The 20,156-nt window shown below is 64.2% G+C and carries 16 protein-coding genes and 1 pseudogene; 10 read left to right on the top strand and 7 right to left on the bottom strand.

Annotation, left to right across the window (positions count from 1 at the left end; all coding sequences use genetic code 11):
* Positions 1 to 190: 190 nt before the first annotated feature.
* From IVB28_RS05605 to IVB28_RS05590, 4 genes are all read left to right on the top strand, one after another.
* Positions 191 to 640 (top strand): cupin domain-containing protein, encoded by a 450-nt coding sequence (locus IVB28_RS05605; protein ID WP_247525039.1) that lies wholly within the window; start codon positions 191 to 193, stop codon positions 638 to 640.
* Between the two features lie 42 nt (positions 641 to 682).
* Positions 683 to 1,756: a hypothetical protein gene (locus tag IVB28_RS05600; protein WP_247525038.1), complete on the top strand. Its 1,074-nt coding sequence runs from the start codon at positions 683 to 685 to the stop codon at positions 1,754 to 1,756.
* A 66-nt stretch (positions 1,757 to 1,822) separates the two neighbouring features.
* Complete coding sequence (locus IVB28_RS05595) at positions 1,823 to 2,512, top strand: hypothetical protein (protein ID WP_247525037.1); 690 nt, start codon at positions 1,823 to 1,825, stop codon at positions 2,510 to 2,512.
* Positions 2,467 to 2,811: a hypothetical protein gene (locus IVB28_RS05590; RefSeq protein ID WP_247525036.1), complete on the top strand. Its 345-nt coding sequence runs from the start codon at positions 2,467 to 2,469 to the stop codon at positions 2,809 to 2,811. The genes IVB28_RS05595 and IVB28_RS05590 overlap by 46 nt, the downstream gene beginning before the upstream one ends.
* Positions 2,812 to 2,839: 28 nt before the next feature.
* On the opposite strand, the pseudogene IVB28_RS05585 reads toward IVB28_RS05590, so the two are convergent.
* Positions 2,840 to 3,630: pseudogene (locus tag IVB28_RS05585) on the bottom strand (transporter substrate-binding domain-containing protein).
* A gap of 235 nt (positions 3,631 to 3,865) precedes the next feature.
* On the opposite strand from IVB28_RS05585, the gene IVB28_RS05580 reads away from it, so the two are divergent.
* Positions 3,866 to 5,059, top strand: a complete 1,194-nt coding sequence (locus tag IVB28_RS05580) for an efflux RND transporter periplasmic adaptor subunit (protein WP_247525035.1) — start codon at positions 3,866 to 3,868, stop codon at positions 5,057 to 5,059.
* Between the two features lie 12 nt (positions 5,060 to 5,071).
* Positions 5,072 to 8,230, top strand: a complete 3,159-nt coding sequence (locus IVB28_RS05575) for a multidrug efflux RND transporter permease subunit (protein ID WP_247525034.1) — start codon at positions 5,072 to 5,074, stop codon at positions 8,228 to 8,230.
* Here IVB28_RS05575 and IVB28_RS05570 read toward each other — a convergent pair.
* Together IVB28_RS05570 and IVB28_RS05565 are read right to left on the bottom strand one after the other, a co-directional pair.
* Positions 8,227 to 10,494, bottom strand: coding sequence for a cation:proton antiporter (locus IVB28_RS05570; RefSeq protein WP_247525033.1), 2,268 nt, complete (start codon positions 10,492 to 10,494; stop codon positions 8,227 to 8,229). The two genes, IVB28_RS05575 and IVB28_RS05570, sit on opposite strands and share 4 nt — an antisense overlap.
* A 390-nt stretch (positions 10,495 to 10,884) precedes the next feature.
* A complete protein-coding gene (locus IVB28_RS05565) occupies positions 10,885 to 12,057 on the bottom strand; it encodes an MFS transporter (protein ID WP_247525032.1) in 1,173 nt (390 codons plus the stop codon).
* Between the two features lie 62 nt (positions 12,058 to 12,119).
* Here IVB28_RS05565 and IVB28_RS05560 point away from each other — a divergent pair, with 62 nt between their 5' ends.
* The 4 genes from IVB28_RS05560 (at position 12,120) to IVB28_RS05545 (ending at position 16,624) form a co-directional block, all read left to right on the top strand.
* Positions 12,120 to 12,920, top strand: coding sequence for a helix-turn-helix transcriptional regulator (locus IVB28_RS05560; protein WP_247525031.1), 801 nt, complete (start codon positions 12,120 to 12,122; stop codon positions 12,918 to 12,920).
* A gap of 153 nt (positions 12,921 to 13,073) precedes the next feature.
* A complete protein-coding gene (locus IVB28_RS05555) occupies positions 13,074 to 13,874 on the top strand; it encodes an outer membrane beta-barrel protein (protein WP_247525030.1) in 801 nt (266 codons plus the stop codon).
* 206 nt (positions 13,875 to 14,080) lie between these two features.
* Complete coding sequence (locus IVB28_RS05550; protein ID WP_247525029.1) at positions 14,081 to 15,433, top strand: malonyl-CoA decarboxylase; 1,353 nt, start codon at positions 14,081 to 14,083, stop codon at positions 15,431 to 15,433.
* A gap of 42 nt (positions 15,434 to 15,475) precedes the next feature.
* Entirely contained in the window at positions 15,476 to 16,624 is a 1,149-nt protein-coding gene (locus tag IVB28_RS05545) for a DUF418 domain-containing protein (RefSeq protein ID WP_247525028.1), read from the top strand.
* A gap of 81 nt (positions 16,625 to 16,705) precedes the next feature.
* Here IVB28_RS05545 and tarD read toward each other — a convergent pair whose 3' ends face one another.
* From tarD to IVB28_RS05525, 4 genes are all read right to left on the bottom strand, one after another.
* On the bottom strand, positions 16,706 to 17,875 hold the full coding sequence (gene tarD / locus IVB28_RS05540) for a mandelate racemase/muconate lactonizing enzyme family protein (protein WP_247525027.1): 1,170 nt from the start codon (positions 17,873 to 17,875) through the stop codon (positions 16,706 to 16,708).
* A gap of 144 nt (positions 17,876 to 18,019) precedes the next feature.
* Positions 18,020 to 18,277, bottom strand: coding sequence for a DUF3297 family protein (locus IVB28_RS05535; protein WP_015684132.1), 258 nt, complete (start codon positions 18,275 to 18,277; stop codon positions 18,020 to 18,022).
* The gene (locus tag IVB28_RS05530) at positions 18,274 to 18,750 is read right to left on the bottom strand and encodes a glutathione peroxidase (RefSeq protein ID WP_247525026.1); all 477 of its coding nucleotides are present in this window, start codon (positions 18,748 to 18,750) and stop codon (positions 18,274 to 18,276) included. Before IVB28_RS05530 ends, IVB28_RS05535 begins: the two co-directional genes overlap by 4 nt.
* Before the next feature lie 2 nt (positions 18,751 to 18,752).
* A complete protein-coding gene (locus tag IVB28_RS05525) occupies positions 18,753 to 20,153 on the bottom strand; it encodes an amidase family protein (protein ID WP_247525025.1) in 1,401 nt (466 codons plus the stop codon).
* Positions 20,154 to 20,156: the final 3 nt, after the last annotated feature.

Below are 20,156 nucleotides of genomic sequence, written 5' to 3'. Positions count from 1 at the left end.
ATTCGCGGATCGAGGGCGTCGCGCAGACCGTCGCCGAGACAGGAGTGGGCTTTCGTGCTTCTAAGTTTCTCTATTAGAAGTTCGTCAAGACTAAATACAGCTGTCAATCGCGTTGCCAGGAGTCCAACCGGTGGACAGCGGGCGATACCTGCGCAAAACTCATCCCAGCCAAATCCATTGGAGGCGAGCCATGACGTCACTCGAAAAAGGCATCACCGCGAACGGCACGGGCTATGGCGGCAAGACCTGGAACATCCTGGGCCAGGTCTATTTTCCCAAGGCCGTCACCGAGTCCACCTTCGCGTTCGAGACCAACAGCGATCCCGGCCAGTTCGTGCCGGTGCACATCCATCCGACCCAGGACGAATTCATCCTGGTGCAGGAAGGCACGCTCGACCTCAAGCTCGACGGCAAATGGGTGAAGGCCCATGCCGGCGACCTCGTGCGCCTGCCGCGCGGCATCCCGCACGGCTATTTCAACAAATCCGACAAACCGGCCCGCGCGTTATTCTGGGTCTCGCCGATGCAGAAGCTGGAGGAGCTGTTCAACCAGCTCCATGACCTGACCGACCCGGCCGAGGTCGTGCGCATCTCGGCGCTGCATGAGGTCGACTTCCTGCCGCCCGAAGCCAACGACTAGGCTAGGATCCCCTGACCGACGAATCGTTCGGGGGAGCCGGCCATGCCTGCACGACGTCAACTCCTCGCCATCATCGCGGCCCTTGGGCTGGTCCTTACGACCTTTCTCCCGAGTCGGGCGCAAACGCTCACGATTAGGCAAGCGGAAGCGCTTGCTTCCTATGACCGCGCGCTCGCTGAGTTCAAATCCATCCTTGCCGAACGGCGCCGCCAGATCGAAGCCAAGGAGCCGCTGCCGAACCTGCCGGGACAGGCGCTCTATCTCGCGCGCGTCGCGGTGATCAGCACTTACAAGGATCTCACCGACGCTATGCCCTCGCGGATCGGCAGGCCCAACAAGTTCGAGATTCCGCCGGCCTATTTCGACGCCGAGATCGAGCCGTTGATCGACGAATATTCAAAACTGTTCGACGTCATGGAGGCGCCGCCCGCCAATGCGCAGAACTCGGCGTCACCGTTCAAGGACGTCGTCGATCTCGCGACAGTGATCGCCCGCGCCAAGGGGCTTGCGCCTGACCACGCGGACGCCGCGGGACGCATCAGCCTCGGGCTGTTCTTTGCCGAGACCAATGGCAAGCAGAACGTTCGCAACGGACGCTCGAACACCTATATGGGCAGCTTCCAGACCGGCCCCGCCGAGGACCGCAACGGCCGCAGGAAATGGGAAACCATCAAGGGCGAGATCGCTGCGATCGATCCGGGCCTGAGTGCGCGCGACGACAAGGAGGAAGCGCGGGCCCGCGGCACCGATCAACGCTTCAACCACTGGACCAACGTGCGCGACGGCCTGATGAACGCGCATGCGGATGTGTTCCGTGAGATCCCAGGAATCGTGAAGACGCTGCCCAACCCGATCGACCAGATGAAGCTGTTCGAGCTGATCCAGATCGTCCCCACCCCGACCAGATCGGCACTGAAGTCGGGCGATCTCCTGAACTACAGGGTGTCCAGCCCGACGATCATGAAGCATCTGCGCAACAACAGCATCTTCGCGTTCGGACAAGCCGACCGGGCGCGCACCTCGGCAAGCTTCCGCGAGATCTTGGGCGCGATGTGGCTGTTCAACCGGAAGTTCGAGAAGGCGATGGCGAAATACGCGGAGATCAAGGGGCGCTGAGACGGCGGTTGCAAGCGCGACCGGACGTTGTAAGCTCTCCGCCGCGATGACAGCACGGACATTTTCATGCGCCTGCTCATTCTCGGCGGCAGCCAGTTTCTCGGCCGCGCTATCGCAGCCCATGCTTGTGCTGCCGGCCATGACGTGACCTGCGCCGCCCGCGGCCTCGCGGGGCCGGTCGCGGCGGGCGCCCGCCTCATCCGGATCGATCGCGACGTCGCGGACGGTCTTGCGCCACTGACCAGCGAGACGTTCGACGCGGTGGTCGACGTCTCGCGTTATCCCGGCCAGGTCCGCCGCGCCGTCGCCGCGCTGAAGCGGCCGGGCGTGCATTGGACCTTGGTATCGACCATCAGCGTCTATGCGGATAATCGCATACCGGGACAACGCGCCGATACGGCGCCGCTACGTGAGCCCGTCGCAGTGGAGATCGAACACAGCACCGATGCCATCTACGGCGCCGCCAAGGTCGCTTGCGAGCAGGCGGTCGGTGCCGATGCCTTCATCTGCCGAGCCGGCCTTATCGCCGGGCCGGAGGACCCGACCGGGCGCTTCGCTATTGGTCGGCGCGGCTCGCGCGCGGCGGCGAGGTGCTGGCGCCGGGATCGCCCGAAGACGCCGTCCAGTTCATCGACGTGCGCGACCTCGCGCAATGGATCGTGCATGCCGCAGAGGTTCGCCTCACCGGCATCTATGACGGGATCGGACCAGTGCGCACGCGCGGCGCATTCCTGGCGGAATGCGCAGCGGCGCTGAGCGCGTCCTGCACATTGACTTGGGTCGATCGCGCCTTTCTCGAGGCGCACGACGTGCGGCGCTGGGCGGGTCCGCGGTCATTGCCGCTGTGGCTGCCCCTGCCCGACTTCGCCGGCTTCATGACGCGCGACACCGCGCCGGCCCGCGACGCCGGCCTGAGCTGGCGACCGATGGCAATAACCGCGCGCGATACGCTCGACTGGCTCCGCACTGGCAACGGGCCAGTGATCGGCCTCAGCTCAGATGAGGAAGTCGCAGTGCTTTCAGCGTGGCATGCGCGCGAACCAGCCCGGATCTAGCCGGACGGGGCGAGCCAGGACGACAGATCTACTCCGTCCGGATCGGCGAATCCTTCAGGCCGTTGTTGTCATAGGCCTTACGCAGCGTTCCGTTGGTCGTCGCTTCCGCCATGAATTTGGTCACGAACGCCAGAGCCTGGCTCTGGCCGAGCGGTACGGCGACTGCGGTCACCGTCTTCTTGAACGTCTCATCGAGCACGCGCGTCCCCGGAATCTTCTGGGCCATCTTGTTGAGCTGATCGCGCGAGAGCGCGAAGGCGTCGATCTCGCCGCTGCTTAGGAGGCCGAAGATCTCGTCATAGGTCTGATAGCCCGTGACCGTTGCATTCTTCAGATGCGCGATCGCGCCGCGCATCGTCGTTGTGGCGTTGACGGCGGCTACCCTGACGCCGGGCTGGTCGAGGCCGGCGAAGTTCGTGACGTTCGAGCCGGGCTTGACGATGTAGGTGGCGTCCGCGACCTCGTAGATCGGACCGAACAGCATTTTGGTCTCGCGCTCCGGATCCCTCGGAAGCCAGGTGACGTCCCAGGTCGCCTTGCCGGCGGCGTCGGTGATCTGTCCGGAATTCTGGTGCATGACATATTCGACTGATACGCCGAGCTGGGCGGCCATCGCCTTGCCAAGATCAACGGGAACGCCGGCATAGCCGGCTTCGGTCTTGGTCGACCAGAACGCCCCGCCTGCGGGGCTGATTGCGATCGCGACCCGCAGCTTGCCGGTCGGTGCGATCTCGTCCTTCAGACCGTCTGGTAGCGCGGGCATCGAACCACCGCTGCGAGAACGAGGCCGGCAAGGCCCGACCGAAATGGCGTTGGCATGTCATGGTCTCCTCACCTTTTCTTCTTTCCGACCGTTTGCTTTGGCTCGCGCGGCCATTGAAACAATTCTGATCGATCATGCCCCAGGTGAAAAGCGGTTTGTCATGATAAACTTGTCAAAGGCCACGTCGCTCATTGCAGTGCAAGGCCGATAGCTGCCATGGCTATGGTGTTCCACGACGAATCGTTTGTTGCTAGCCTGCTGCAGCGACAGACAGCAATCGGGGGCTATCGAATGACCTCAACGAATTCCGTCTCTCCCGCACGACGCGATGGAGCGTGGAGGCACTTCGGGCGGGTCCTGTCCGCTGCGGCGTCCGTGGCCGTGCTCACCGGCTGCGAGGACAAGAACACGTTCGTGGCACCGCCACCGCCCAAGGTCGAAGTGGCAACACCCCTGCAGCGTCCGGTCACGCGCTACATCGAGGCCACCGGCAACACCGCGCCGATCAAGAGCGTCGATTTAGTGGCGCGGGTGCAGGGTTTTCTGCAATCGATCGACTATCAGGACGGCAGCTTCGTCAAGCAGGGCACCCAGCTTTTCACGATCGAGCCCGAGACCTACAAGCTCAAGCTCGAACAGGCGCAGGCGGCCGAGGCCGGCGCGCAGGCCTCGGTCCGGCAGTCGGACGCCGACTACAAGCGGCAGGCCGAGCTGGTGCAGCGCCAGGCGGTCTCGCAAGCCACGCTCGAAAATTCCACCTCGGCGCGGGACAACGCCCAGGCCAATCTGCAGCAGGCGCAGGCCAATACCAGGCTCGCCGAGGTGAACTACGGCTACACCAAGGTGACCGCGCCGTTCGACGGCATCGTCAGCGCCCACATGGCCTCGGTCGGCGAGCTCGTCGGCGTCTCCTCGCCGACCCAGCTCGCCTCCATCGTCGCGATGGACCCGATCTATGTGAACTTCACCGTCAACGAACAGGACGTGTTGCGCATCCGCGCCGAAGCGGCCCGCCGCGGACTAACGCCCGCAGACATGAAGCAATTCCCGATCCAGCTCGGCCTCCAGTCCGAGACCGGTTATCCGCACCAAGGCCATCTCGATTACGTTGCGCCGACCCTCAATCAATCGACGGGCACGCTGGCGGTGCGCGGCCTCGTCCCCAACGACAAGCGGGTGCTGCTGCCCGGTTATTTCGTCCGGGTGCGCGTGCCCTTCGACCAGGAGAAGAGCGCCCTGCTCGTCCCTGATACGGCGCTGGGCAGCGACCAGGGCGGACGCTATTTGCTGGTGGTCAACGGCGACAACGTCGTCGCGCAGCGCAAGGTGCAGATCGGCCCGGTCGACAACGGGCTACGCGTCATCGAAAGCGGCTTGAAGCCGGACGACCGCGTCGTCATCGCGGGGCTGCTGCGGGTGATCCCGGGCCAGAAGATCGATCCGCAAGCAACGAAGATCGAGCAGCCGCAGGCCTCGAGCAAGTAGGGGCTGCCAGCCATGATCTCAAAGTTCTTCATCGAGCGGCCCGTCCTCTCGAACGTCATCGCGCTGTTGATGATCCTGATCGGCGGCGTCGCGCTGTTCAATCTGGCCATTGCGCAATATCCGGATGTGGTGCCGCCGACCGTGCAGGTCACCACGCGCTATCCCGGCGCCAGCGCCAAGACCGTGATCGACACCGTAGCGCTGCCGATCGAGCAGCAGGTCAACGGCGTCGAGGACATGCTCTACATGCAGTCCTACAGCAGCTCGGACGGCACCTATACGCTGACCGTGACCTTCAAGATCGGCACCGACCTCAACTTCGCGCAGGTGCTGGTGCAGAACCGCGTCTCCAGCGCGCTGTCGCAGCTACCGAGCGCCGTCCAGAATCAGGGCGTCACCGTGCAGAAGCGGTCGACCTCGATCCTGCTGTTCGTGACCCTGACCTCGCCGGACTCCAGATACGACAGCCTTTACCTAAGCAACTACGCCACCATCAACATCCGCGACGAGCTCTCGCGCCTGCCCGGCGTCGGCAACGTCACCGTATTCGGCGCCGGCCAGTATTCGATGCGGGTCTGGCTCGATCCCAACAAGCTGCAGGTCCGGGGCCTCGTGCCGCAGGACGTGATCCAGGCGATCCAGCAGCAGAGCCAGCAGGTCTCCGCCGGCCAAGTCGGCGCGCCGCCGACGCCGCCGGGACAGGCGTTCCAGTACACGCTCAACGTCAACGGACGGCTCGACGACACCGGCCAGTTCGAGAACATCATCGTCAAATCGGGCACCAGCGGCGACGTCACGCGGGTGCGCGACGTCGGCTGGGTTGAGCTCGGCGCGCAGACCTACAGCCAGATCTTCTCGCTCAACAAGCAACCGGCCGTCGGCATCGGTGTATTCCAATCGCCGGGCGCCAACGCGCTCCAGGTCGAGCAGGCCGTCGAGAAGAAGATGGCCGAGCTCGCCAAGCGGTTCCCGGAAGGCATCAAATACGACACGCCGTTCGACACCACCAAATTCGTGCAGGCGTCGGTGCACGAGGTCTACATGACCCTGATCGAGGCCGGCCTTTTGGTGCTGGTCGTGATCCTGGTGTTCCTGCAGGACTGGCGCGCGATGCTGGTGCCGGCAACCACGGTGCCGGTGACCATCATCGGCGCGTTCGCGGCCATGGCAGCGCTCGGCTTCACCATCAACATGTCGACGCTGTTCGCGATCGTGCTCGCGATCGGTATCGTCGTCGACGATGCCATCGTCGTGGTGGAAGGCGCGGCGCACAACATCGAGCAGGGCATGAACGGCCACGACGCCGCGATCAAGGCGATGGACCAGCTGTTCGCGCCAATCGTCGGCATCACGCTGGTGCTGATCTCGGTGTTCTTGCCGGCCTCGTTCCTCGCCGGCCTTACCGGGCGCATCTATTCGCAATTCGCGCTGGTGATCGCGGCCACCGCGCTTCTCTCCGCCATCAACGCGGCGACGTTGAAGCCGACGCAATGCGCGCTGTGGCTGCGGCCGGCGGTGCCGCCGGAGCGGCGCAACTTCTTCTACAGAGGTTTCAATGCGGTCTATAACCGCGTCGAGCGCGGCTACACGCGGCTGATCACGTTCCTGGTCAGGCACGCCACCATCTCGGTCGCGTTCGCGCTGCTGGTCATCGGAGCCAGCGGCTACGGCCTGTCGCGGGTGCCGACGGGTTTCCTGCCGATCGAGGACCAGGGCTATCTGATCGCCGCCGTGCAGCTGCCCGACGGCGCCGCGCTGGAGCGGACCCAAGCCGTGCTCGACAGAGCGAGCGGGATCATCAAGGACACGCCCGGCGTCCAGCAGGTCATCACCATCGCCGGCATCTCCGCGCTCGACAACAGCGCCAGCCTTGCCAATGCCGGCGTCGCCTACATCATCCTGAAGGACTGGGAGGCACGCAAAGGGCCCGGCGAGGATCTCCGCTCGCTGGTGTATGGGCTCAATGACAAGCTCGCGACCATCATGGAGGCGCGCACGCTGGTGCTGCCGCCGCCGCCGATCCAGGGCATCGGCAACGCCGCCGGCTTCTCGATGCAGGTCGAGCTGCGCGACGGCAACAGCGATTTCGCCAAGCTGCAAGCCATCACCGCGGCGATGGTCAGCAACGGCCAGAGCCAGAGCGCGCTGCAGCGCGTGCAGTCCTCGTTCCGCTCGTCGGTGCCTCAATTCAACATCGAGATCGACCGCGTCAAGACCCAGACACTGCACGTGACGACGGATCAGGTGTTCTCGGCGCTGTCGACCTATCTCGGCTCGTCCTTTGTCAACCAGTTCAACAAGTTCGGACGCGTGTTCCAGGTCTATACGCAAGCCGATCCGGCGTTCCGCGTCACCGAGCGCGACATCGCCAACATGCAGGTGCGCAACTCCAACGGCGACATGATCCCGATCGGCACCATCGCCAAGATCACACCGGCCACCGGCCCGTCGCTGATCAGCCTCTACAACCTCTATCCGTCCTCGACCGTGATCGGCCTGCCGGCACAGGGCTACTCATCCGGCCAGTCGCTGAAGCTGATGGAAGAGATCGCGGACAAGACGCTGCCGCCGGGCACCGGCTATGAATGGACCGCGATGTCCTATCAGGAGAAGGCGGTCTCGAACCAGATCTACTGGGTGTTCGGGCTTGCCATGCTGCTGGTCTATCTCGTGCTCGCCGGCCAGTATGAGAGCTGGTACGCGCCGATCTCCGTGATCCTCGCAGTGCCGCTGTCGCTGCTCGGGCCGATGCTGATCCTCTCGGCGCTCAAGATCGACAACAACCTCTATTGCCAGATTGGCCTGATCCTCTTGATCGCGCTGTCGGCCAAGAACGCGATCCTGATCGTCGAGGTCGGGCTCGAGCTGCACGGCCGCGACGGCAAGCCGGTGCTGGAGGCCGCGATCGAGGCCGCCCGCGCCCGCTTCCGGCCGATCCTGATGACGTCGTTCGCCTTCATCCTCGGCGTGGTTCCCCTGGTGCTCGCCACCGGCGCCGGCGCCAGCGCACGCAAATCGATCGGCATCACCGTGTTCTCGGGCATGCTGGCCTCGACCTGCCTCGCGGTGCTGTTTGTGCCTGCATTCTTCGTGGTGGTGCTGCGGTTTGAGAACTGGCGGGCGTCGAAGAAGGCGCCGAAGGTGGAGAAAGTGGCGGAGGCGAAAGGTTAGGCATTCTCCGCCGGAGCTTGCCGGGCCTCGCCGCTCGACACCAGCAGCACCGAGATCTTCGATTGCCTGAGCACGGAGTCGGCGACGCCGCCGAAGGACAGATGATCGGCCTGGATGCGGTCGACGCCCAAGACGACGAGATCGACATCGGTGGTATCGATCTCGCGCAGGATCGCGGCCTCCGGCGCCCGGTTCACCCGCAACGTGGTGGTGATGTCGACGTCATAGCGGGCGGCGAGATCGCTGGCGTCCTTGAGGATGCCCGCCTCCTGGCTGAGGCCACGGGATGGCGCGCGCTGCGCGCCCTTGTCGCGCGTCGTCGCGACATAGATCACCCGAAGCGAGCCTGATCCGGCCTGCGCCAGCGCGACCGCGACCTCGGCGCCGCGCTTGGAGATGGCGCTGCCGGAAACGGGAACGAGGATGTTGAGCCCTTCGGGCATCGGCTGCTTCAGGTGCTTTCCCTTTGCGGCGACGATCGCGAGCGGTCCTTCGAACGTCGCTGCGATGTCCTCGATCTTGCGGCCGAAGCGATCCTTGGTCGCAGCGACCTTGTCGATCCCGACGACGAGCAGGTCAAAGCCCTTACGCGCCTCTTCACTGATGGTCTGTCCGAGCTCCGCCTTCTTCGCACGAGTGACGACATCGACTTTGCCGGCGTCTGTCTCGCTGTTCCCCGACACCGCCTCGGCTGCCTTCTTCACCACGGCTTCGTGGCTCTCCTCCTCGTAGCGCCCCCTCTCCTGCTCCTCAGGCCGCTTGCCGATATGCAGCACGGTGATCGGCAGGCCGCGCATGCCGGCGATCAGGCCGGCGATGTGGGCGGCAAAGGTGGCGTTGACGCTTTCGTCCACCGCCAGCAACGGCCGCTCGAGATTGGCGAGGAAGCCGCGCTTCTCGAACTCCTCCCGCTCCAGCCGTTCCTTCTCCTCCCTGTTCATCGGCAGCCTTGCCAACGCCGCGCGCAGCATCGGCGGCATCGCCATCGTGGTCACGATCGCCATGGTCACGATCATCGTGAACAGGTTCTGGCTGAGCACGCCGATGGACAGACCAATGGTCGCGATGATCACCTCGGTCGAGCCGCGCGCGTTCATGCCGCTCGCGAGCGCCAGCGACTCCCGATGGTTCAGCCCGCCCAATGTGCCGCCGACGAAGGCGCCACCGAACTTGCCGACGCTGGCGATCACGACCAAGAGGCCGGTGAGCATCAGCAGATTGGGGTCACGCAGCACCGAGAGATCGGCGGCAAGGCCCGCAAGGCCAAAGAACACCGGCATGAAGAAGCTGGAGATCAACCCGCGCAACCGCTCGTCGATCTGTCGCGTCAGGATCGGGGACTCTCCGACGAGGATGCCGGCAACGAAGGCGCCCAGAACCGTGTGAACGCCGATCGCATGCGTGATCATTGCCATCACGCACATCAACAGCAGGATGACGGTTATCACCGCGGCCGCGCTGACGAGGTTGTCGTTGGCCCACCGGATGAGCTGGAACACCAGGCGGCGCCCGATGGTGAAGCTGACGGCGAGGAAGGCGAGCGTTCCCAGCGCGGCTTTCGCCACCGAGGCGATATCCAGCGTGCCGTGCGAAGCCAGGCTGAAGATTACGGCGATGATGATCCAGCCGATGGTGTCGTCGATGACGGCGGTCGCGACGATGATCTGGCCGACATTGCGCCGCATGAAATTCATCTCGCGCACGACCACCGCGACGATCTTCACCGAGGAGATCGACAGCGCCGTGCCCATGAACAGCGAGGCCACCAGGCGGGCTTGCGGATTGGGCAGCAGCGCATCGGGCAGGAACTCGCCGAGCGCAAAGCCGCAGGCGAAAGGCACCAGGATGCCGGCGATCGAGATCGCGATCGCGGCCTTGCCGACCTTCCGGACCAGCTTGAGATCGGTTTCCATGCCGGTGAGCAGCAGCAGGAGCAGGATGCCCATTTGCGCGATGCCGTCGATCATCGCCTTCTGCTCGGGTGTCCTTGGGAAGATCGCGTGCTGCGCCTCCGGCCATATCCAGCCGAACAGCGACGGCCCGAGAATGATGCCCGCGAGCAATTCGCCGATCACCGAGGGCTGGCCGATCCGCTGCATGATCTCGCCGAGGCCGCGGCCGACCGCGATCAACAGCACGATCTGCGCAACCAGCAGGAATTCGGACGGGCCGCCCGATGTGCCGCCCGCGGCACCGGCCGCAGCGGTGGTGAAGACAAGCGCCGCGGAGACGAGGCCGACCGGTCGGAGCAGGCGCCATCGCATGCAGGTGATTTTCCCCCTTCGTCCGCCCAGGCGGGATGCCGGTGGCGACCGCAAGTAGAACCCGCGGGAGGTGGAGCGGGTTCCTGACGTGTGAGACAGACAGCGACAACAGAAAGTCGGAAACAACCCCATGCACAGTAGAGATGGCTTTGAAAGGCTTGAGAAATTTTCGGCTCTGCCGAAATGGCTTGCGCCGTCGGGCGACACACTGGCAGAATAGCATCGTGGTTGGTGTGCCGGGCGTGCCGCCTCACCCTCTCGTGCCCCGGACGCAGCGCAGCGCTTCAGCGTGCGCGGCAGAGCCGGGTCCCCTGCGAGACGGGGATTCGTGGCGCTCTCGGTCCCGGCTCTGCGCTCCGCTTCGCTGCCCTTGGCCGGAACACGAGGTCCTCACACCGCCTGCGGCGTCCTGATCTCGCGCGGCAGGATGATCGCGGCTGCGATGGCGAGCAGGCAGAGCGCGGCGAAGGCGTGCAGCATGGTGACGAAGCCGCCCTGCTCGTAGAGCCAGGCGACCAGGCCGACCGAGGCACCCGCCGCGGTGAAGCCGATGAAATAGCGCACGGCGTAGGCGCGCGAGCGCCATTCCTCGCTGGTGTATTTGCCGACCATGGCGTCGTTCACCGTGACCTGCCCGAACGCGCCCATGACGATGCCGATCGAGACCAGGATCAGCGGCAGATTGTTGAGGGTCGCGGCCAGATACAGGAACGGCGCCAGCATGAAGGACAGCGGCAGCGCCACGGTCTTCAGCGAGTAGCGGTCCAGCAGCCGACCGATCGTGTACTGCGTCATCGCGCCGAACACGTAGACGCAGGCCGCGATGACGCCGAGCAGCGCCGGGCTTTTGGTGAGATCAGCGAGCCGCTCCGCAAACAGTTTTGGCAGCGCCACCGTAACGGCGTTGAACGTGGTCGAGATCGCGATCACGACGATGAGCAGCGACAGCACCACGCGCCACATGTCCTGTTTTGCCACCCGCGCCTGCGCCGCCGCCTGCTTGGCGCCCTTGCGATCCTCATGCACGACCATCATCGCAAAGGCGACCCCGATCAGGATCGTGACCACGCCGGGAACGATGAAGGCACAGCGCCAGCCGAGATATTGGCCGATCACGCCGGTGACCAGCGCCGAGGAGGCAACGCCGAGATTGCCCCAGACGCCGTTGATGCCCATCTCGCGGCCGAGCCGGTCGGCATAGGACACGATCATGGCGGTGCCGACGGGATGATAGATCGAGGCGAAGATGCCGATCGCCAGCAACGCGGCACCGAGCTGCGCCGGGGTCTGCACGAAGCCGACCGAGATCATGGAAGCACCGATGCCGACGAAGAAGATCAGCATCATGTGGCGGCGGCTCCAGCGGTCCCCCAGCCAGCCGGTGAGCAGGGAGCCGGCGCCGAAGGCAACGAAGCCCGGCGTCGCGTAAGGCAAAAGTTCCGAATAGGCCATGCCGAGCGCCGGCCCCATGATGATGACGGCGGCGGCGAAGATCAGCATCGCATAATGGTCGATGAAATGGCCTGCGTTGACGAAACTGATCACCCGGCTGGGGCTGTTCATTTCCCGAATCCTCTCCTGCTGCGAAATCAGTTATATGTCCTCCCCATGACGGGATGCTGCCAATGACTGTCTTGGAAACGCCAATCCTCCGGAAGGTCCGGAGCAACCACCGCTCGCCCGCCGGCGTGCACCTGGTCGCGCGCGACTATCCCAGGGGCATGCGGATCGACCCGCATTTGCACCGCGAAGCGCAGCTGATCTATGCGGCCAAGGGCACGATGCAGGTGACGACGCCCGGGGGACGCTGGCTGGTGCCGCCGGACCGGGCCGTCTGGGTCCCGGCCGGGCTCGAGCACGCCATCGACCTGCTCGCCGACATCGAGATGCGGACGCTGTATTTCGACCTGCCTTGGCTGCAGCGCGAGCAGCGCCATGAGGGATTGACCAGGGAATTCGTGGTGCGGGTCTCGCCGCTGCTGAACCAGGCGATCCTCGCGCTGTTCGATGCGCGCAACACGGAGGAGCGCACCGAGCTGCTGGTTCGGCTCGTCATGCTCGAACTGCACCAGGCCGAGGATTCCGCGACCTTCGTGCCGCTGCCGCGCGAAGTGCGCTGCCGCCGCGCCGCGATGATCGTGCTCGACGATCCCATCGGTCTGCATGACATCGACACGCTCGCCCGCGAGGTCGGAACCTCGGCGCGAACGCTATCACGGCTGTTCTCGACGGAGACGCAATTGAGCTTCAAGAGCTGGTGCCAGCGCGCCCGCATCGCCGCGGCGATCCAGCGGCTGTCGACCGACGCCAGTGTGTCGGTGAAGCAGCTCGCGACATCGCTCGGCTATGCCAGCGTGCCAGCGTTTTCGGCGGCGTTCCGTCAGGTGACGGGACGGACGCCGACGGAGTTTGCGGGGAAAGGGTAGTGCGATGCTTTTTTGCAACATACCCAAATTGTGTGGAGGCACTCGCCCCCTATTTCCGTTCCGTCAATTGCCTCCGCTGTCGCAAGCCTGCATGATTCAGACTCATCGCCCCAGCCGCTTGATCCTGAAAACAATTCTTTAGTTGAGATCTCTATGAAAAATATCGTCCTCGCTGTTTCCATTCTGGCTGCCAGTGCTGTGAGCGCTTCCGCGGCTGACATGGCTGCACGCCCTTACACCAAGGCGCCCGCGATCGTGGTTGCCCCAAGCTATAGCTGGTCCGGGTGGTATGTCGGCGTGAACGCAGGCGGTTCCTGGAGTACCACGACCGGCGATCGCGTTGCCGCCTCGCCCACCTTCGCCCCGGCTATCGCGGTGGGTCAGGTACCGAATCTGAATGCGAAACATGACGGCTATTTTGGCGGCGGGCAGGCCGGCTACAACTGGCAGGTCGAGAGACTAGTCTTCGGCGTCGAAACCGATATTCAGGGTGCTGACATCGGCCGCTCGAACACAACGGTCGTGACGCCGCCGGGCCTGGCAACGACGACGTCCACGGGACGCGACCATATCGACTGGTTCGGTACTTTCCGCGGTCGGCTGGGCTTTGCTATCAACAACGTTCTGTTTTATGGGACCGGTGGCGCGGCCTATGGCGGCGTCAAGACCAGGGCTTCCGACGTCGCCACGCCAATTGCAGTTGGTTCATTTGCTGGAAGCTCCAGCAACACGCGCTTTGGCTGGGTCGCTGGCGCCGGCGTTGAATGGGGCTTTGCGCCGAATTGGAGCCTGAAGGGCGAATATCTCCATATTGATCTAGGAACGACAAACGTAACTGCGCTCGATCCGGCCTTTCCGACTAGCTTCATCACATATCGTTTCCGGCAGGAGATGGATACGTTCCGACTTGGCATCAACTATCGATTTGGCGGCGCCGTGGTGGCGAAGTACTGATCATTACTCTCTTCGAGCGAATGATCGAGCAAGTTTAAGCCCTGGGCCTCCCGGGGCTTTTTCATGCCTCGCCTTTTTCATGACAGCTTCGTCGGGGCGACATGGCACCACCAAAGATGCCGCATTCCTCCGCTTGATTGTGATCGGCTTCCGCCCAAATTCCGTGTAAACTTCCCGCAACGCACAAACCTGACACGAAAGCCCAGATGGCCAACGCCTTCTTCTCCGACCTGCTCGCCACCATCTCCGAGCGCGGCCGCACGCTGCTTCGTCGGGGAGACTCCGCTGACACCAGACGGGATGCCGATGGGCTGATCGAGCTCTGCGATGCGCTGCTGTCGGGCCGGGGCGAAGCCTCCGGCACCGCCATCGCGCGCGAGGTGCTCGACATCTATCGGGAGCTGGATGCGGCGGGACGCCGCGCCTTCTTCGACGGATTGGTGCGCGATTTCGGCCCCGATCGGGAGCGCCTGTCCAGGGCGATCGAGAAATGGCGCGCCGAGCCGAGCGACGAGGACGCAAGCGCGCTGCATTTCGCCTCGGAGCCGCGCCGGCAGGAGCTGATCCGCCGGCTCAACCGCGCGCCCGGCGGCACTGGCGATCTCGTCAGCATGCGCGCCGATCTGCTCGACATGATGAACGGACATACCGATCTCGCCGCGCTCGATCGCGACGTCTCCCATCTTCTCTCTTCGTGGTTCAACAGGGGGTTTCTCGTGCTGCGCAGGATCGACTGGTCGACCCCGGCCAACATCCTCGAAAAGATCATTCGTTATGAAGCCGTGCACGAGATCAGCGATTGGGACGATCTGCGCCGACGTATCGATCCGGTCGACCGGCGCTGCTACGCCTTCTTCCATCCCGCGATGGTCGACGAGCCCCTGATCTTCGTCGAGGTGGCGCTGACCGAGACCATCCCGGGCGCGATCGCACCGCTGCTCGCGGTGGACCGCCAGCATCTGCCGATCGACCGAGCGCGCACCGCCGTGTTCTATTCGATCTCCAACACCCAGCGCGGCCTCGGCGGCATCTCCTTCGGCAGCTTCCTGATCAAGCAGGTGGTCGAGGAGCTGCGCCGCGAGACGCCCAAGCTCGACACCTTCGTGACGCTTTCGCCGGTGCCGGGCTTCATGGCCTGGGTGAAGCAGGACAAGGACTTGCCGTTGTCGGACGAGGACCGCGAGGCGCTGAAGCGCCTCGACGATGCCAAATGGTTCGAGAGCCCCGAGACGACGGCCCTGCTCCGCAGCGTGCTGGAACCATTAGCTGCGCACTACTTCCTCAAGGCGCGCACGCCGAAGGGCAAGCTGATCGACTCCGTCGCCCGCTTCCATCTCGGCAACGGCGCCCGGCTCGAGCGCATCAACTGGCTGGGGGACCTGTCGCCGAAGGGATTGAGGGAATCGGCCGGCGTGATGGTCAATTACCTCTACCGCCTCGACGACATCGAGAAGAACCACGAAGCGTATGCCAACGACGGCGAGGTCGTGGCGTCGAACGCGGTGAAGAAGCTGCTGAAGGGCGAAGGGCGACGGTTGCTGGATATGCGGTTGTCGTAAGCGACAGATAATTCGCGAGGCGCAACCGGATTTCATAGCGCAATGACTTCCGATAGCGTCGCATCTCCCCGGCCTGCCAACCCCTCGGAGCGGATTGACGCCATCGACGTGCTGCGAGGCATCGCTCTGCTTGGGGTCATGGCAATCAACGTCGTGATGGAATTCCGCGTTTCGATCTTCGAACAGTTTCTTGGCCCCAAGCTGTTGGCATCTCCGGTCGATCGCGCCATCGAAGCGATCCTGACACAAGCCATCGAACTAAAGGCATTTGCGCTGTTTTCGCTTCTGTTCGGCGCGGGTCTTGCCATTCAATTCGATCGGCTCGAGAACAGCGGACGCCGCACCTCGCTCCTCCTGCGCCGCCTAGCTGCGCTGCTGGTGTTCGGACTCATTCACCTCTGCCTGATCTGGAACGGCGATATTCTCGCCGAATATGCACTGGCGGGGTTTATCGTGCTGCCCTTCCTGTTTGGTCCGTCCTGGCTGGTTGCTCTCGCCGCGCTGGCGTCTCTCGCGCTGTATCTGGCCATGCAAGCGTTTCCGCCGGCCGGATTGTTTCCCAGCAGCGCCGCGATCTGGCGGGATGTCATGGACGCAAATCGTACCTACGCGACGGGCGGCTTCATCGAGGTGCTGGCGTTCCGCCTTCGCGAAATTCCCCTCATCGCGTCTTTGCACGCGTTCGTCTTTTTACGCACGATCGGGCTGTTTCTGGTCGGAGCGCTGGCATGGCGTAGCGGCATTCTGCACAATGCACGCGGCCAGTTCGTCATCGCGCTCCCCAGTATCAGTCTCGGCACGGCCTTACTCTATGTCGGCATCGAGCCACTTGGCACCATCGTGCTGGCGCTGGGCTATGGTGCCGCCGTTCTCGGCATCACCAGTTTCGAGCGCGGCAAGAGGCTGCTCGGCTGGGCCGCGCCGTTGGGCCGGATGGCCTTCACCAACTACGTCGCACAATCCGTCATCTTCGGCTGGATTTTTTACGGCTACGGCCTTGGCCTGTTCGGGCGGCTCGGCATTACGCAAGCCCTCACAATCGGCATGACCGTCTACGCCGGACAGGTGCTGTTCAGCGCATGGTGGCTGCGTCACTACCGGTACGGCCCGATCGAATGGCTGTGGCGCACGCTAATGTATGGTGTGTGGCAGCCGATGCTGCTGCCACAAGCGGCGGCCGTGCGGCGATGATCGAAGCAGTGGCAGACATCCGCAACTTGCGGCCGTGCTGCAACATTCGCGAAGACAACGAGCAGCTCACTCGATCGTCGTTTACTCCGCCAGCGCCTTCATCTCCTTGTAGAGATCGGATTTGCCTTCGAAGCCGATGCCGGGAAGATCGGGCATGGTGATGTGGCCGTTCTCGACGCGGACGCCGTCGGGGAAGCCGCCGTAGGGCTGGAACAGGTCGGGATAGCTTTCGTTGCCGCCGAGGCCCAGACCAGCCGCTATGTTGAGCGACATCTGGTGTCCGCCGTGCGGGATGCAGCGGCTGGGCGACCAGCCGTGGGTCTTCAGGACTTCCAGCGTGCGCTGGTATTCGCACAGGCCGTAGGACAGGGCGCAGTCGAATTGCAGCCAGTCGCGGTCGGGGCGCATGCCGCCGTAGCGGATGAGGTTGCGGGCGTCCTGGTGGCTGAACAGGTTTTCGCCGGTTGCCATCGGGCCTGGATAGAATTCGGCGAGCGCGGCTTGCAACGCGTAGTCGAGGGGATCGCCGACCTCCTCGTACCAGAACAGCGGATAGTCGCGCAGCATTTTTGCGTAGGCGATGCCGGTCTCCAGATTGAAGCGGCCGTTGGCATCGACCGCGAGCTGCGCGTCCTTGCCGATCTCCTTCAGCACTGCCTCGATGCGGGTCCGATCCTCATCAATCGGCGCGCCGCCGATCTTCATCTTCACGACGTTGTAACCGCGATCGAGGTAGCCGCGCATCTCGCCGCGCAGCATCGAGAGATCCTTGCCGGGATAGTAATAGCCGCCGGCGGCATAGACGAAGACGCGCGGATTGGCAGTGACGCCGTGGCGCTCGGCCAGCAGCCGGAACAGCGGCTTGCCCGCGATCTTCGCCACCGCATCCCACACCGCCATGTCGATGGTGCCGACCGCGACCGAGCGCTCGCCATGGCCGCCCGGCTTCTCGTTGGTCATCATCGCGGCCCAGACCTTGTCGGGGTCGAGATTGTCACCCGATACGTTGAGAAGCGACTTCGGATCGGTCTCCAGAATACGCGAGGCGAAGCGTTCGCGGATCAGTCCGCCCTGGCCGTAGCGGCCGTTGGAATTGAAGCCGTAGCCGACGACCCGCCTGCCGTCGCGCACCACGTCGGTGACGACGGCAACGAGGCTGGTCGTCATCTTGGTGAAATCGATATAGGCGTTGCGGATCGGCGATGAGATCGGCTTGGTGATCTCTCGGACGTCGACGATGCGGACGGACATGGGCTTGGCTTTCTTACGGGCTCTCTCCTCTCGTCATGGCCGGGCTTGCCCCCGCCATCCACGTCTTAGCCGCGTCGAAGAACGTGGATGCCCGGGACAAGCCCGGGCATGACGGCGCACCTCACGGCGCGCGTTCAGCTCAAACTACTTCTTATCCCTGAAATACGGCTCGACCGGGCCGTGCACCTTGATGGTCAGCGGGTTGCCGTGGCGGTCCTTGGCGTTGCCTGCGGTGACGCGGACCCAGCCTTCGCTGATGCAGTATTCCTCGACATTGGTTTTCTCGACGCCCTTGAAGCGGATGCCGACGTCGCGCGACAGGATGTCCGCGTTGTAATAGGGGCTGTTCGGATCGACCGACAGGCGGTCCGGAAATTCGTCGCTCATGATTGTCTCGCTCATAACAGGGTCTCGATTTGATTGCGCAATCCTTCGGGCCGGGCGGTCGGTGCGTAGCGCGCGATCACCTTGCCGGCACGGTCCACCAGGAATTTGGTGAAATTCCATTTGATGGAGGCGCCGAGAAGCCCGGATTGCTGACGTTTCAGGTACTCATACAGAGGGTGCGCATTTGCGCCGTTGACGTCGACCTTCTCGAACAGGGGAAAGGTGACGTCGTAATTGGTCGAGCAGAATGCCTGGATCTCGTTCGCCTGCCCTGGCTCCTGCGCCCCGAACTGGTTGCAGGGAAAGCCGAGCACGGAGAAGCCGCGCGGCGACAGATCGCGATAGAGATCTTCCAGCCCGCGATATTGCGGCGTGAAGCCGCATTTGCTCGCAGTGTTGACGATCAGCAGCACCTGCCCTTCGAAGCGGCGCATCGCGACCTCCTCGCCGGCAAGCGAGTTGGCCTTGAACTCGTAGATCACGGACATCGCTAGCCCACGGGATCGATTGGCGACGGCGGCACGCCGCCGGCCTCGATCGCTTCGCCTGCGAGGAGACAGAGATCCTCGCGATAGCGGCCGGAGACGATGTGCACGCCGACCGGCGCCTTGCCGACAAGACCTGTGGAGACCACAAGGCCCGGCAATCCCATGAAGGGAATCGCGATCTGCGGCAGCTGGGCTTCCCAGACCCGCTTGAAGGAGTCGTCGTCCTTGCGGTCGAGATGATCGGGGAACGGCAACTCGCCGGAGACCGGCGTCAACAGCACTGCATATTTTTCGAAGAACAGCATCCAGTCGCGGGTCAGCGTGGCGCGTCGGGTCAGCGCCTTCGCGTAATTCGCCTGGTCCATTGGCATGACCCTGCTGCGGTTGCCGCGGAGGCACGCCAGCGCACCGGGATCGCCCTCACGCTCGGCCATCTCCAACTGCGCCTCATAACCGTCGCCGAGCCAGAGCTTGATCTGCCAGTCTACCGCCTCGCGCATCGGCGGCGTATCCTCGATGATGTCGACGGTCCAACCCGCGCGCTCGAGCCGCTTGCCGGCATCGCTCACCGCCGCCTTCACCTCCGGTATGGTGGCGAGCCCGCCCGGATTGAGGCAGAGCGCGGCACGCTTTTCCCGTGCGGGGCCTTGCAGCGGCACCGGCGCGAACCAGGGGTCGCGGATGTCGCGGGCCGACATGGCTTCGAGCGAAATTCTGATGTCGTTGACCGTGCGCGCAAGCGGACCCGAGACCGCCATGATCTGCGGCCCGATCGGACGCTCCGGCAGCGCCGGATTGAAGGCGGGAATGCGGCCGAGGGTCGGGCGCAGGCCGTGCACGCCGCAGGCATAGGCGGGATAGCGGATCGAGCCGGCGATGTCGGTGCCATGGGCAATATGGCCGATACCGGCCGCGACCGCCGAACCGGCGCCGCCGGAGGAACCGCCCGGCGTCAGCGAGGCGTCGCGCGGGTTCTTGGTGTCGCCGTGGACCAGATTGGTGGTGAACCAGCGATAGGAGAAGGCCGGGCAATTGGTGCGGCCGAGCAGGATCGCGCCGGCTTTGCGGAAATTGGCGACGACCGGATTGTCCTCGCGCGCGATCAAATCGCGCTGGAGCTTGAGGCCATTGGTCGTGGCAAAGCCCTCCTGGTCGACATTGGCCTTGATGGTGACGGGTACGCCGGCGAGCACGCCGGGGTCCTCGCCTTTCGCGATAGCGGCATCGACGGCGTCGGCCTGCTTGAGCACGTCGTCAGGACGGTGGTCGATCACGGCGTTGAGCTGGGGATTGACGGCGTCCAGGCGGGCGAGCCCGGCCTTGGCGGCCTCCCTGGCGGAGACCTTTCTGGACCTGACGAGGGTGGCGAGGTCGGCGGCCGACAGGCGCCAGAGATCTTGCATGGC

The sequence above is a fragment of the Bradyrhizobium sp. 199 genome (assembly GCF_023073355.1).
Classification (GTDB): domain Bacteria; phylum Pseudomonadota; class Alphaproteobacteria; order Rhizobiales; family Xanthobacteraceae; genus Bradyrhizobium.
The sequence above is the reverse complement of the archived record's forward strand: the minus strand, read 5'-3'. Positions and strand labels throughout refer to the sequence as shown.